The sequence below is a fragment of the Nostoc sp. C96 genome, from assembly GCF_059384975.1.
Genome location: NZ_CM182020.1, coordinates 5,261,648 through 5,274,505 on the forward strand (window position 1 = coordinate 5,261,648; position 12,858 = coordinate 5,274,505).

Annotated in this window: 13 protein-coding genes; 7 read left to right on the top strand and 6 right to left on the bottom strand. The window is 41.4% G+C overall.

What is annotated here, in order from left to right; all coding sequences use genetic code 11:
- Positions 1-289: 289 nt before the first annotated feature.
- The 3 genes from AC504W_RS22490 to AC504W_RS22500 form a co-directional block, all read right to left on the bottom strand.
- Positions 290-1,666, bottom strand: coding sequence for a cation:proton antiporter (locus AC504W_RS22490; RefSeq protein ID WP_494874435.1), 1,377 nt, complete (start codon positions 1,664-1,666; stop codon positions 290-292).
- A 57-nt stretch (positions 1,667-1,723) separates the two neighbouring features.
- On the bottom strand, positions 1,724-3,037 hold the full coding sequence (locus tag AC504W_RS22495; RefSeq protein WP_494874436.1) for a 4Fe-4S binding protein: 1,314 nt from the start codon (positions 3,035-3,037) through the stop codon (positions 1,724-1,726).
- A 319-nt stretch (positions 3,038-3,356) separates the two neighbouring features.
- Entirely contained in the window at positions 3,357-3,770 is a 414-nt protein-coding gene (locus AC504W_RS22500) for an EVE domain-containing protein (protein ID WP_494874437.1), read from the bottom strand.
- Between the two features lie 210 nt (positions 3,771-3,980).
- On the opposite strand from AC504W_RS22500, the gene AC504W_RS22505 reads away from it, so the two are divergent.
- Positions 3,981-4,724 (top strand): SIMPL domain-containing protein, encoded by a 744-nt coding sequence (locus AC504W_RS22505; RefSeq protein ID WP_494874439.1) that lies wholly within the window; start codon positions 3,981-3,983, stop codon positions 4,722-4,724.
- Positions 4,725-4,842: 118 nt separating this feature from the next.
- Here AC504W_RS22505 and AC504W_RS22510 read toward each other — a convergent pair whose 3' ends face one another.
- Positions 4,843-5,205, bottom strand: coding sequence for a single-stranded DNA-binding protein (locus AC504W_RS22510; protein ID WP_494874440.1), 363 nt, complete (start codon positions 5,203-5,205; stop codon positions 4,843-4,845).
- 374 nt (positions 5,206-5,579) lie between these two features.
- Here AC504W_RS22510 and AC504W_RS22515 point away from each other — a divergent pair, with 374 nt between their 5' ends.
- The 4 genes from AC504W_RS22515 to ribD all read left to right on the top strand — a co-directional run bounded on the left by AC504W_RS22515 (position 5,580) and on the right by ribD (position 9,586).
- Positions 5,580-6,587, top strand: a complete 1,008-nt coding sequence (locus AC504W_RS22515; protein WP_494874442.1) for a rod shape-determining protein — start codon at positions 5,580-5,582, stop codon at positions 6,585-6,587.
- 93 nt (positions 6,588-6,680) lie between these two features.
- Positions 6,681-7,517, top strand: a complete 837-nt coding sequence (gene mreC, locus AC504W_RS22520) for a rod shape-determining protein MreC (RefSeq protein ID WP_494874443.1) — start codon at positions 6,681-6,683, stop codon at positions 7,515-7,517.
- Complete coding sequence (mreD, locus tag AC504W_RS22525; RefSeq protein WP_494879427.1) at positions 7,517-8,131, top strand: rod shape-determining protein MreD; 615 nt, start codon at positions 7,517-7,519, stop codon at positions 8,129-8,131. Before mreC ends, mreD begins: the two co-directional genes overlap by 1 nt.
- Positions 8,132-8,359: 228 nt before the next feature.
- The gene (gene ribD / locus AC504W_RS22530) at positions 8,360-9,586 is read left to right on the top strand and encodes a bifunctional diaminohydroxyphosphoribosylaminopyrimidine deaminase/5-amino-6-(5-phosphoribosylamino)uracil reductase RibD (protein ID WP_494874445.1); all 1,227 of its coding nucleotides are present in this window, start codon (positions 8,360-8,362) and stop codon (positions 9,584-9,586) included.
- 44 nt (positions 9,587-9,630) lie between these two features.
- Here the strand turns inward: ribD and AC504W_RS22535 are convergent, their stop codons facing one another.
- Together AC504W_RS22535 and AC504W_RS22540 are read right to left on the bottom strand one after the other, a co-directional pair.
- Positions 9,631-9,846 (bottom strand): hypothetical protein, encoded by a 216-nt coding sequence (locus AC504W_RS22535; RefSeq protein WP_096580135.1) that lies wholly within the window; start codon positions 9,844-9,846, stop codon positions 9,631-9,633.
- Between the two features lie 438 nt (positions 9,847-10,284).
- The gene (locus AC504W_RS22540; protein WP_096580137.1) at positions 10,285-10,671 is read right to left on the bottom strand and encodes a 6-pyruvoyl trahydropterin synthase family protein; all 387 of its coding nucleotides are present in this window, start codon (positions 10,669-10,671) and stop codon (positions 10,285-10,287) included.
- 268 nt (positions 10,672-10,939) lie between these two features.
- Here AC504W_RS22540 and fdhD point away from each other — a divergent pair, with 268 nt between their 5' ends.
- Together fdhD and AC504W_RS22550 are read left to right on the top strand one after the other, a co-directional pair.
- Positions 10,940-11,779 (top strand): formate dehydrogenase accessory sulfurtransferase FdhD, encoded by an 840-nt coding sequence (gene fdhD, locus AC504W_RS22545; protein WP_494874447.1) that lies wholly within the window; start codon positions 10,940-10,942, stop codon positions 11,777-11,779.
- Between the two features lie 71 nt (positions 11,780-11,850).
- A complete protein-coding gene (locus AC504W_RS22550; protein ID WP_494874448.1) occupies positions 11,851-12,786 on the top strand; it encodes a glycosyltransferase family A protein in 936 nt (311 codons plus the stop codon).
- Positions 12,787-12,858: the final 72 nt, after the last annotated feature.

Sequence of the window (12,858 nt, forward strand, 5' to 3'; positions counted from 1 at the left end):
TACAAATTTCCACTCGTTTTAAAAGATGTTGCAATATTGACAATTACTAGTTTTTAGCGACTACAAACATATTTAGATGAGGATTTGTAATTAGGTAATATTGGTAACAAATTGTTTTCTCAAAGGTAATAATCAATAGTCAAAATGATTGAGAAACAACGATATCAGAGGACGCAGATCAAGAGACAGAAGTTTCCTGTAATTAATGAAGGGATTGGAGACGAAGAAAACACGGAAGTAGATAATTTTATTTCAACCTTGTTTCTGCCTAGCCCCCAATCCCTCAGTTTTAATCTTTAATTAGTTGCTCAGATTCAGTGGCCACTTTGCTGGAATCGGGAAATACGAAACGTAATAAAGGCGGAGCTAAAAAAGTTGTGAGGATCACCATCATAATAATTGCCGCCCCCAATGGTTTCGAGAGAGCGCCACTAGCAGCGCCAACACCAGCAAATACTAATCCGACTTCACCACGAGGAATCATACCCACACCGATCGCTAAACGATTGATTTGGGGTTGACCAAAGACGCTCAAACCTGTAATAACTTTACCAAGAATGGCTACTGTAATCAGGAAAATAGCCATAATTAAGCCTTCGCGGTTGCTGGGAATGGCAGGGTTTAGCACTCCCAAATCAGTTTTTGCGCCAACTGTGACAAAGAAAATTGGCACCATCAAATCAGCTACAGGAATCACTTGCTTTTGCAGTTCTTTACGCTTATCAGTTTCTTCCAAGACTAAACCAGCAGCAAAAGCGCCCAAAATTGCTTCTAATTGAATGATGGCAGCTAGATATGCCATCACAAAGGCGAAAATAAAGGCGGGAATGACTAATTCACCGCGGGTTTTGAGTTGATTAGCGATCGCCACAAATGTTTTATTGAAAACATTACCCAGAACGATCGCACCTAATAGGAATGCTGTAGCGCAAATAATCAGGTAAATGACTTTACCTACATCCACTGCACCATCTTTGGCGAGGCTGGCAACTACCGCTAAAACAATAATTCCCAGTACGTCATCAATCACCGCTGCACCGAGAATAATTTGTCCTTCTTTGGAATTCAGCTTACCAATTTCTGACAAGACTTTAGAGGTAATTCCGATACTTGTAGCTGTCAAAGCTGCACCGGCAAAAATTGCTGGTACAGCACCAATACCAAATAAAGTCATCAAACCTACAGTCCCAGCAGCAAAAGGTACTACCACACCTACTACTGCCACAATAGTTGCTTGGATACCCACTGCCATTAGGTCTTTTAAGTTAGACTCCAAACCAATTTCAAACAGCAAGATAATCACACCCAATTCTGATAGCACAGAAATAACTTCTGATTGGGCAGCAAATACCTGGGGTGCTGCTTCTGGAGTCAGACCAGCAGTAGTTTGCAGAAAGGCCATGATTAACGAATTAGAACTGTCTGCGCCACCTTCGGGGAACACCAACAGGTGCAGAACCGAAACACCGACGACTACACCGCCGACAAGTTCGCCTAAGACAGGTGGTAAACCGATGCGGTTTGATAACTCCCCACCAACTTTGCTGGCGAAGTAAATTACCACTAAACTCAGCAGCACAGCCGCCACTACCATAGAACCGTCTGCGGCTTCTGTTGTGCTGGCCAGTAGAGGAAAAGAAAAGTTGATTGCATCTAAAAACTGCATGGTTTCCGCGAAAATCCTTCTCTTTATTTTTACTCTTTTCTGGACAGAGGCTGTTGATTAACTTGAGAAACGATTGGTACTACTTTCATGAAAATCAAGATGAGGACTGCGCGGCAAAGTTTTGTAGAACCAAAGTGTACTCAGTAGAAGTAATAGTGAATTGTAAATATACTGTATCCACAGCGGCAGTAATAAAATGAGAGGACGGCCAGCAAAAATAAAAAAGAAATTAAAAATCCCAAAGGTATAAATAGTAAAAATTCGATGGCGAATTATATCTGAAGACAAATAGAGATTGTGGCGACGACTGTAGACTTTGGCTTGTTTTTCAGCAAAGCGTCCTAAAATATAAGCGATCGCTGTAAATCCTCCCAATATCATTGGCACAGTAATTAACTTGGGTAGATTAATTTGGTGTCCAAACAAATAAAGTCCAGGACTAAATATTGTTGCCATCTGGTGAGATTGCCGTACCCAAGCTCCAGAAAAATAATATTCCCAATTGCCTGCATAAAGGTAGTAATAAACAAAGAAACCAATGACTAACCCGCCGTAACCATAACGCACAAAAGCTTCTTCTGGCTTTTTTAGATGTTCCCAATACGCTCGTTCAGCATCAATATCAATACAAAAGTTTTGACAAGCAACACATGCACTCTGTTCTTTACCCTCTGGCAAAACAATGCGGCACATCGACTGGCTAATTCGTTGATTGCTAATGTGAGCTTTACTGCTGAATAACCCACTGGGTTGACTATAAATCTTTTCTACGGGAGCCATTGGGCAGAAATAATTACACCATGTCTTCCCGCTATAGAGATAGCCAATAGTAATAGCAAAAGCAATAGTCAGCAACAACCATAATGCCAAAACTAGGCGATCGGCATCAAAAAATAAAATCCGGCCACATAGTCCAATAAATAACAATCCGAACTGTAGGTAAGCATAATTTTTGCCCAACCAGGATTTTGAACTGACTTTTGCTAACTTGTAGTGTAATTTTCCTGTTTTAGAGCGCTTCCATTGAGATTGACGCTGCCAACCTAAGCCACGAGGAATCTGTGACAGAAATGAGAGGGGGCAAATGCGTCGCCACAGTTCATGTCCAAAAACAAGTAGAACAAAAATCGACGCAGGTATAATCACTCCCCACATCAAGGTTGTTCCCAGAGAATAAGATCGTCCTGAAAAGCATTTGCCCTGTACGTGAATACAGCTATCAGCAAATTGTACTGGGGGCGAAGTCTGATTTAGTTTAGTCTGTACGTGAGTCAAGGGGTCGTACAATAGCGAAGCAATGATTACGAGCCATGCAAAAGTTAACAGACAGCGCACCCAGTGCATCCAACGTTCAGGTATGCGGAAGAGCATGGATCTATTCCACTAAATAGTATTTTGTTAATCCAGTTTTGAGCAAATTATGCGAATGCTTTGTGCGGAATCCGACTAAAAAATTCTTATATAGATAGTTGCGCTTATTATGCAACTTACCGAAATCAGACAATAACAGTGTATCCACTTAAATCTTTAACCTTTCTTCTTAATTTGTAGTTCAAAATACTCAATTAACACTTTTTGCCAACGCCTAATAGTATTTACAACAGATGCAGGTGAGTGAGGTAAAAATTTGTAGAACAAAGTTATATACCAAGAGTTTTTCCACCTTAATTCCCCATTCCCTGCTGTAAGTTTAAGTTTCGCTGGCTGTTAGTTTGATGAGGTGTTGCCAATGAACTTCAGATACTGGGACAACGGATAATCTGGGGAGTCGCAATAAGTCAAAGTCTGTAAATTTGTCGTCCTGTTTAATTTGGGCTAGGGTAACAGGCTGAGTGACTGGGCGGACTGCTTGCACCTTGACAACTACCAGTTTGATATCATTGAGGGCTGGATCAGGGTAAGGCTGAGTGACTATCTCTGCTAAACCGGTGATTTGTCGTTCTTTACCTGTGTGATAAATCCAAGCTAAATCACCCTTAAACATTGTGCGGATATGCTTGAGGGCGAGAGCATTTGTAACTCCGTCCCATACTGTAGTGCCGTCTCGTTCTAAATCAGCATAAGAGTATTTATCCGGTTCAGTTTTCAGCAGCCAATACGCCATAACAGAATCTCCATAAATTTTACTGTGATTTTTTAGTTTCCAAAAATGTAACAATACCTGTTTTTGACTACGCTAATGTCACAGTAGGAACATACAAATCGTATCGAGCCAACTAACTGTTAACTATTAATGCTTAACAGTTAACGAATGATTGCTGGATGCAGTTTACTTATTAGCATCTGTATATATTTTTCAGAGGAGTGCAAGTTTATGTCTAGAGCCGCTTTGTCTGGTTCTCAATTTCGTGCTGCAAAGTTTTGGCAATCTCTACCCTTAGCTTTACTGTTATTTGTAACGTTGATTTTACCTGCGTCAGCCCAGGAAAAAGAAAAGTTATGGCGGACTTTGACTGTTAGTGGACGTGGGATGGAATCAATTCCTACTACTTTGTCTCTAGTTAATTTAGGGGTAGAAATTCAAGGTAAAACTGCCCAAGAAGTACAGCAAGAAGCTGCGAAAAGGTCATCAGCTGTAGTTGCTTTGCTCAAAAGCCGCAATGTAGAGAAACTAGAAACTACAGGTATTCGCCTCAACCCTGTTTACAGTTACACCAATAATGTGCAACGAATTACTGGCTACGCTGCTAGTAATACTGTGAGTTTTCGCATCGCTACCGAAAAAGCTGGGACATTGTTAGACGATGCGGTGAAAGCTGGGGCAACGCAAATTAACGGTGTTAGTTTTATTGCTAGTGATGAAGCGATCGCATCTGCGCGACAAGTTGCTCTCAAAGAAGCGACTCAAGATGCTCAACAGCAAGCTGATGCTGTTTTTAGTGCTTTAGGACTGAAATCTAAAGAAATAGTCACCATCCAAGTTAACAACGCCAGCGCTCCCCCACCACCTGTATTTTTACGCGCTCAGTCCGCGAAAGTTGCCGAAGACGTTTCCACGCCTGTGGTTGGTGGCGAACAGGAAGTAGAAGCATCGGTGACGTTGCAAATTAGTTATTAGTCAAAAGTCCATAGTCCAATGTCAATGGTTGAGGATCAACGGTCAATGGTTAAACATCTGGTTAGCATTTTTTTAATTGCCCAGTTAGGTTAACTATTGACCATTGACCATCAACCAATTAAAAATTCTCTGGAGACATATCGTTCATAGCACCGTCGCTATCTTGCTTAGAACCTAATAAATCTAGCTGATCTACGAGAATAACTGGTGTAGAACGGCTGGCTCCTGTTTGGCGATCGTTCCAAGTGTCAAACTTTAAAGAACCTTTAACAGCAATTTGTTTCCCTTTTCGTACATAGGTACCAGCAATTTCGGCCGTCTTGCCCCATAATTCTAAATTGAACCAATCTGGCTCATCACTATTGCGTGTTCTTCTGTTTACTGCCAGTGTTAATCTACACTTAACCTTACCAGAATCAAAATACTTCATGTCTGGGTCGCCACCTACACGACCAATGAGGTGAACTATATTAATAGTCATGTGCTTTACCTTTTAGTACTGACGTACTCATGTATCTTGATTCCCATAATAGCCAATTATGAACTTACTGAAAATGTGTTAAAAAGTTAACAACCTTGCAAGGTATATAAATTTGAGCTATTACTTGGGGAAAACTAAAAAACTGTACGGATATACTGAGTTGGTCTGAGAATATCGAAAACGTGAATGTATCCAATTTAGTAAGTATGGTCAAAACTAAATCAAAAAATGGCCATTTTTACTAGACTGATGATCAAAAACGTAATAGAATCCAGCACGATTCAATCTAACATTTTTTTATAGTCAAAAATTATTGCAAATAGGGGGCGTAGAGAAGCGTGGGGCTGTTTAGGAACTTTCGCTCATCATGGGATATGGGTATCGACCTCGGTACTGCTAATACCCTTGTTTATGTATCTGGTAAAGGCATTGTACTGCAAGAACCTTCTGTAGTGGCGATCGACCAAATCGAAAAGGTCGCACTAGCAGTAGGTGAAGATGCCAAAAAAATGCTTGGTCGCACACCGGAAAACGTGATTGCCTTGCGTCCCTTGCGTGATGGGGTAATCGCTGATTTTGATACAGCCGAGTTAATGCTAAAAAGCTTTATTCAGCGAGTTAATGAGGGGCGATCGCTGATTTTACCTCGGATTGTCATTGGCATTCCCAGTGGTGTCACCGGAGTAGAAAGACGAGCAGTTATGGATGCCGCAGTTCAAGCTGGGGCTAGAGAAGTATATTTAATCGATGAGCCAGTAGCAGCAGCCATTGGAGCCGGTCTACCAGTTGCCGAACCTACTGGTAACATGATTATTGATATTGGCGGTGGCACAACAGAAGTTGCTGTGTTAAGTCTCCAGGGTACTGTTATAAGTGAATCAGTCCGCATTGCAGGTGATGAACTCACTGAATCGATCACCCAATATATGAAGAAGGTGCATAACTTGGTCATTGGTGAACGAACTGCGGAAGATATCAAAATTCGTCTTGGTTCAGCCTATCCCACCAACGAAGACAATGAAACCATGATGGAAGTTAGAGGTTTACATTTACTGTCTGGTTTACCGCGAACTGTCACCATCAAAAGCCCAGAAATCCGCGAAAGCATGTTGGAACCGTTATCGATCATTGTCGAAGCAGTGAAGCGGACACTAGAAAGAACCCCACCAGAACTAGCATCTGACATCATTGATCGTGGTATTATGCTGGCTGGCGGTGGGGCTTTGCTCAAAGGCATAGACACCCTGATCAGTCATGAAACCGGGATTGTGACTCACATTGCGGCTGATCCTCTTAGCTGTGTTGTGTTAGGAACAGGTCGTGTATTAGAGAACTTTAAACAGTTGGAAAGAGTCTTCAGCGCCCGTTCTCGAAATATGTAGGAAAAAATATGGGATATTGGGTTCTATTTGCCTTAGATTTGGGTTTCATATAAATAGAATCCGATATCTAGCAAAATATAGAAACAGGTATAAATGGTTACTGTACGTCGTTGGTGGGGTAGTAAAGGGTTACAGATTGCTTCGCTGGCCCTGGTACTAGGTGGCGCTTGGATATTACGACAGACTCAAGGAGCAATGCTGCTGGAAGTTTACCAAGTAGTGACGCGTCCTTTACAGATTTTGCAATCTGGGCAAACTCCCGCAGAACGGTTGGAGGAACGCCTCAAAGATGCCCAGTTTATGGAAATGCAAACGCGCATCCAAGAACTGGAAAGCCAAAATCAACAGTTACAGCATTTACTAGGTTATGTGCAGACTGAGCCACCTGCATCACGTCCCTTGCCAGCGCGCGTAGTAGGACGTAGTGCGGATCATTGGTGGCAACAAGTTACACTCAATCGTGGCTCAAATTCTGGGATTCAGGAAGGGTTTATTGTCAAGGCTGAGGGTGGATTAGTAGGTTTAGTAGATACTGTCACCCCTAACACTAGCCGTGTTTTACTCATTAGTGACCTGAAAAGTCAAGTGGGTGTGACAATTAGCCGCACCTCAGCTAAGGGAGTTTTGCGGGGCGATTCTTCAGCGGAAGCTGTGTTGGAATTTTACGAAAAAGTTCCCAATGTCAAGGTAGGAGATTTAGTTTCAACTTCAACTTATAGCCAAAAATTCCCATCTGGTTTGGCAGTAGGACGAATTAAATCTTTAGATTTAAAGAAACTGCCAGCATCTGTGGCGAAAGTTGAACTTTTTCCACCCATTAGGTCATTAGATTGGGTTGCTGTTTATCCAAAACCAACAAACCAACAACCGGAAAACCCAGAGTCGGCACAGCAAGAACAGGCAAATCAACAATTGCAAAAAGCAAAATAATGAAGATACCTTCATTTAATGGTCGTAAACAGAAAAAACCCAAAGCGGGGGAGCGAAAATCTAAAGCTTATCGCAAACCGATCGCCCGTTGGCATCCGCGTGTAGTTCAACTGTTAGATTTGTCTGTAACGGTTGGGTCTGTGCTGTTATGTTTGCTGTTATTGCCAACGCGCTTTCCTGGCACAGAATTGTTGGGTATTGGGCCTAATTGGCTGTTAATTTGGGTAGTTGCCTGGAGTGTAAAACGCTCTGTTTGGGAAGGAGCAGTAGCCGGTATCGTTTTAGGGCTACTGCAAGATGCTATGACATCACCAGACCCGACTCATGCTTTAACTTTGGGTTTAGTGGGACTGCTGACTGGATTAGTACAGAAGCAGCGATTTATTCAGGAAGACTTTATTTCCATCGCTTTAATTGTCTTTTTGATGGCAATTTTGGCAGAATCGATTTTCGGTTTGCAGTTGAGTTTGACTGGCGATCGCAAAGTAGAATACATCTGGGCTTATTACCAACGGGTTGCTCTAGCCTCAGCGATTCTCAGTAGTCTTTGGGCTCCTGTAGTTTACTATCCCCTCAATCTTTGGTGGCAAAAGCGCAAAGCAATCGAGCAATAGTTACAGAGGAAATAATTTTGAGTTTAAATTTTGGGAGTGAGGAATTATGGTTACAGACCCTAAATCCCCACTCTTTTTAGTTGATGTCATGGTTCAACGGTCAATAGTTTCGGTGCAATAGTATTTAAGTATGCACCCCGACAGCGAACAGTAGCTCTGGGATATTACTGTTGAGGTATCAAGCCAAGTCGGTAACGTGCAGAATATTGAAATTCTTGCCCAAAATTTATGGATAATTCCCCAGTTGTTGCTCAGGTAGATACATCACTAAATTACACTCAAAAAGATGGGTTAATAGTGCAATTCTCCGCTGGAGAGGCTGCGCCAACGCCTTTGGTATTTAATTCTCAAACGCAGAACAGTATGAGCAGTGAAGCTGACTTTGACTCCCGCATGATGCAGCGATGCTTGGAACTTGCCCGCCGTGCTTTGGGGCGCACTTCGCCTAATCCGCTGGTGGGGGCGGTTGTAGTCAAAGATGGCGAGATTGTGGGCGAAGGGTTTCATCCCCGTGCGGGTGAACCTCATGCCGAAGTTTTTGCTTTGAGAGCCGCAGGTGTTGGCGCTCGTGGTGCGACAGTTTATGTCAACCTCGAACCTTGTAATCACTATGGCCGCACTCCGCCTTGTTCCGAAGGGTTGATAGAGGCTGATGTGGCCAAGGTGGTAGTGGGTATGGTTGATCCTAACCCTTTGGTGGCTGGAGGTGGAATTGCTCGTTTACGTGCTGCTGGTGTCGAGGTGTTAGTTGGGGTAGAGAATGAAGCCTGTCAGCAGCTAAATGAAGCTTTTGTACATCGTATTTTATATAAAAAACCTTTTGGTATTTTGAAATATGCCATGACTTTAGATGGCAAAATTGCCACTACGGCTGGTCATAGCGCGTGGGTGACAAATCAAGCCGCCCGCAGTGAAGTACATCAACTACGGGCGGCTTGTGATGCCATTATTGTTGGTGGTAATACAGTCCGACAAGACAATCCTTTTTTAACTAGCCACCAAGTGGGGGCGCATAATCCTTTACGGGTGGTGATGAGTCGTCAACTCAATTTGCCCGAAAACGCTCGTTTGTGGGATACCCAAGAAGCGCCAACGTTGGTGTTAACAGAAGTGGGAGCCAACCCTGATTTACAAAAAATGTTGCTTAAACACGGCGTGGAAGTTGTGGAATTACCAGCGCTAACACCTGAACAAGCAATGATTCATTTAGATGAACGGGGTTTTTGCAGTGTTCTGTGGGAATGTGGCGGTAATTTAGCTGCAAGTGCGATCGCTCAAGGAGCCGTACAAAAAGTTATGGCCTTTATTGCTCCTAAAATTATTGGTGGTAGCCATGCACCTACACCTGTTGGTGATTTAGGGTTGACTACTATGACGGAAGCATTGCCTTTAGAACGTGTTCGTTGGCGTGTGGTTGGTTCCGATTGCTTAGTGGAAGGTTATTTGCCTCAATAGTCAATGGTCAATGGTCAATGGTTTTACTATTGACTATTGATTTCTTAGCAGTGTCGATCATAAGCGATATCGCGTATCAGACTTAGCCGGGATTGAATATAGTCGCCAAGAGAATCAATCTCATGGGAATCTAAGAAAACTTGTGTTGTGGTTTGTTTTACCAACCATTGCACCAAGCTAGAATCATCCAGCTGTAAGAGGGTCATGGTTTGGGCGGTTTCAACCACAGACCAAAGCTGACGCAGAATATTAGGAGTCATCAGACCTCATTGAAGATTAGCCTAGCTGTTTTTAGATTACACAATTTCGGCCTTAACTTATGGCATGAATGTACAAGCTGAGACAAGTATTATTAAAAAATTAATAATGTGATTTATAACTTTATGAACTTTCAGAAATGAACTATTGCATTTATTTGTTAATAAAAAGTTACTAATACTAGGTTTGTATATTTATACTAATTTATCAATGCCATCTATCCAAAGAAGTATCTTAATTATTTATAGTTTAAAAATGTATTTAATGAACAAAAATAGTGACAAAACCAGATAAATAATCATAATTTTTATTTAATCAAAAGGAGGGAAAGGGGCTGAGAACTAGTCTCTCACTCATTCTGAGCCATGAAACAAAACATATTGATTGTGGGAATGGCTAATCCCAACAATCAATATGTTTACTGACCAATTGACAAATTATTATTCTTCATACTCCACCCAACTATTAGGTGTTTCAGAAACATGAACTTTTAATTGTACATTTGGCGGTAATCGTTTCTTGGTTTCATCGTAAATGTACTTAGCAATCATTTCAGCAGTAGTCTCATATTCAGGAGGCATAACTTCATTTAAAATGCAGTGGTCAAGCCCTCCTTTAGTAGCATCTTGTTTTGCCCAACGTAAAGTTCTAAAATCAGCTACCATAACTGGATGTGGACAAAATTGTGAAGAATGCAGTTGTGTTGAGATGGCTTCGATGCGGACTTCGTAATTATGACCGTGCATCCGACCACAGGGGCCATCGTAATCTTTAATGTAGTGAGCGCTATTAAAAGAAAATTCCGTTACCACTTTCCATTTGGGCATTTTAATATTACCTCGTAGCCAATTTAGAGATAAATACTTATCTCTTCTGATTACCTTGGTTAATCAATCAGATTTTTATAGTATTGCTTATACAAGTTTAAAAAAAGAATATGACAAATACAGCTTTAGCTTTGCATTTTCAAGAATTTATCAGACGTTGCAACTAAGCGATCGCTCTAGCCGCGTTGACGATTAACATGGGTAGGTGGAACCTGTCGTAAGTATCGCGCGTAAATATAACTAAGTAGTGTGTTTATTACCGTAATTAATGAAATTCCCTCATCAAAGCAAAACTAAAGCGCCAGTTTGGGTAGTCGAAAATGGTAAAAAACGCCTGCGACAAGACCAATTAACTACCGAAGAACCTTTAGAAATTCGTTTGACATCTCCATCTCGGACAGTAGCTATTACAATGCGAACTCCCGGCGCAGATTTTGAATTAGTAGCTGGCTTTCTCTTCAGTGAAGGCGTGATTAATAGTAAACAAGATATCCAAAAGATGAGCTACTGCACAGATGAATTTATAGATGGTGAGCAGCGTCATAACATTATTAATGTGCAACTAAAGCCAGGGTTAAATCCTGATTTACAGCCTTTAGAACGTCACTTTTATATCAATAGCGCCTGCGGAGTTTGTGGTAAAGCTAGTATTGCAGCTTTGCAGTTGCGGGGTTGTGCCAAAATTACTTCTGATTTAACAGTTAAGTCTGAGGTTATTTACAGCTTATCTGAGCAGTTGCGATCGCATCAAGGTATCTTCAGTGCAACTGGCGGGTTACACGCGGCGGCGGTATTTGATGCTGAAGGAACAATGTTGAACTTACAAGAAGATGTTGGCCGTCACAATGCGTTAGATAAGTTGATTGGTAAGGCTGTACTCAGTGAAGAATTACCATTCAATCATCATATTGTCATGGTGAGTGGGCGTTCTAGTTTTGAGCTACTGCAAAAATCTGTAGTTGCTGGAGTGCCAATTGTTTGTTCTGTATCTGCGCCTAGCAGTTTGGCGGTATCTGTTGCTGAAGAGTTTGGTATTACTTTAGTAGGATTTTTACGGGGATCACGCTTCAATATTTATACTGGATGGCAGAGAATTATGGCGACATGATATGCTCGTAAAAATCACAATTTTTACTTGATTTTTACGTAATCTTGTCAGATAAACTAGGACATTTAAATATGAACACGCTTGGTCAAAAGCCTAAAGTTAGCTTTACTGTAAATGCGTGCGTTGTGGATACCCCATTCATCGATAAAATACTCCGGAGTATGATGCGTTCTCTGGATTATCCTTTTTGCGAAAGGCTGGTAGCACTAGATCCTGGTAAGCCATCTGGTAAATACCTAGAACGTCAAACAGGGCAAATAGACGAATTAAGAACAAAATTAGAGCAACTGCGAATAGAGGGTGTTATTAATCGAGTAGATGAAATACCTTGGGATGAAAACTCTCAAAAGTCAGTATTAAAAAAATATTTTGGACGTGAAGATATAGATGTCAAAGATTTTGATGGAGCGCCAATTTACCAATATCTGTTTGCTTTGGAACAGTGTACTGCTGATTATATTCTGCATGTAGATTCCGATGTGCTTTTTTGCCAAGATGCAGCAAGAAAGTCTTGGATAGATGAAGGCATTGAAATGTTGCAAGCAAACCCATCTGTAGTGATTGCCACTTGCGAAGGCGGCCCTCCACAAGCGCAAAATTTTATAGAAAAATTAATTGGTCGTCCTTTAAAATCTAAACAGCAGCAATTATGGAATAAAGCTCGTAACGTTTCTACACGATATTTTCTCTTAGATCGCCAGCGCTTAGAAAAGAGTGTCTTGCCACTGGTACAAAAGGATACTGGAGAGCCATTAGAGAATTCATTTACACATACTTTTAAAGTTAAAGGTTTTGAGCGTTGGTCGATGAGTACTGGTACTTGGGCAATACATCCAGTAGAGCATGGTGAAAACTTTATTCAATATTTAGATGATTTAATTTGGGCTGTAGAAAACAATGTTTATCCCTTTAAACGCAGTGGTAGACGATGGAATATGCACACCGATGGAGATGATATCAAACCTTGGCTGAATGCTATTCATCAAGCTAAGTCTGCTATGTCTTAAATGTTGAAATCATAAAAGTGATAGATATGGGTGAGAGGATATTTTTAATAACTCTTGCCCAAACTCGAATTT

Excerpts from the sequence above, each read along its gene's own strand:
- AC504W_RS22515 (WP_494874442.1), top strand. The coding sequence starts at position 5,580 with ATGGGTATCGACCTCGGTACTGCTAATACCCTTGTTTATGTATCTGGT.
- mreD (WP_494879427.1), top strand. The coding sequence starts at position 7,517 with ATGAAGATACCTTCATTTAATGGTCGTAAACAGAAAAAACCCAAAGCG.
- mreC (WP_494874443.1), top strand. The coding sequence starts at position 6,681 with ATGGTTACTGTACGTCGTTGGTGGGGTAGTAAAGGGTTACAGATTGCT.
- AC504W_RS22540 (WP_096580137.1), bottom strand. The coding sequence starts at position 10,671 with ATGCCCAAATGGAAAGTGGTAACGGAATTTTCTTTTAATAGCGCTCAC.
- AC504W_RS22500 (WP_494874437.1), bottom strand. The coding sequence starts at position 3,770 with ATGGCGTATTGGCTGCTGAAAACTGAACCGGATAAATACTCTTATGCT.
- AC504W_RS22550 (WP_494874448.1), top strand. The coding sequence starts at position 11,851 with ATGAACACGCTTGGTCAAAAGCCTAAAGTTAGCTTTACTGTAAATGCG.
- fdhD (WP_494874447.1), top strand. The coding sequence starts at position 10,940 with ATGAAATTCCCTCATCAAAGCAAAACTAAAGCGCCAGTTTGGGTAGTC.
- ribD (WP_494874445.1), top strand. The coding sequence starts at position 8,360 with ATGGATAATTCCCCAGTTGTTGCTCAGGTAGATACATCACTAAATTAC.
- AC504W_RS22495 (WP_494874436.1), bottom strand. The coding sequence starts at position 3,037 with ATGCTCTTCCGCATACCTGAACGTTGGATGCACTGGGTGCGCTGTCTG.
- AC504W_RS22510 (WP_494874440.1), bottom strand. The coding sequence starts at position 5,205 with ATGACTATTAATATAGTTCACCTCATTGGTCGTGTAGGTGGCGACCCA.
- AC504W_RS22490 (WP_494874435.1), bottom strand. The coding sequence starts at position 1,666 with ATGCAGTTTTTAGATGCAATCAACTTTTCTTTTCCTCTACTGGCCAGC.
- AC504W_RS22535 (WP_096580135.1), bottom strand. The coding sequence starts at position 9,846 with ATGACTCCTAATATTCTGCGTCAGCTTTGGTCTGTGGTTGAAACCGCC.
- AC504W_RS22505 (WP_494874439.1), top strand. The coding sequence starts at position 3,981 with ATGTCTAGAGCCGCTTTGTCTGGTTCTCAATTTCGTGCTGCAAAGTTT.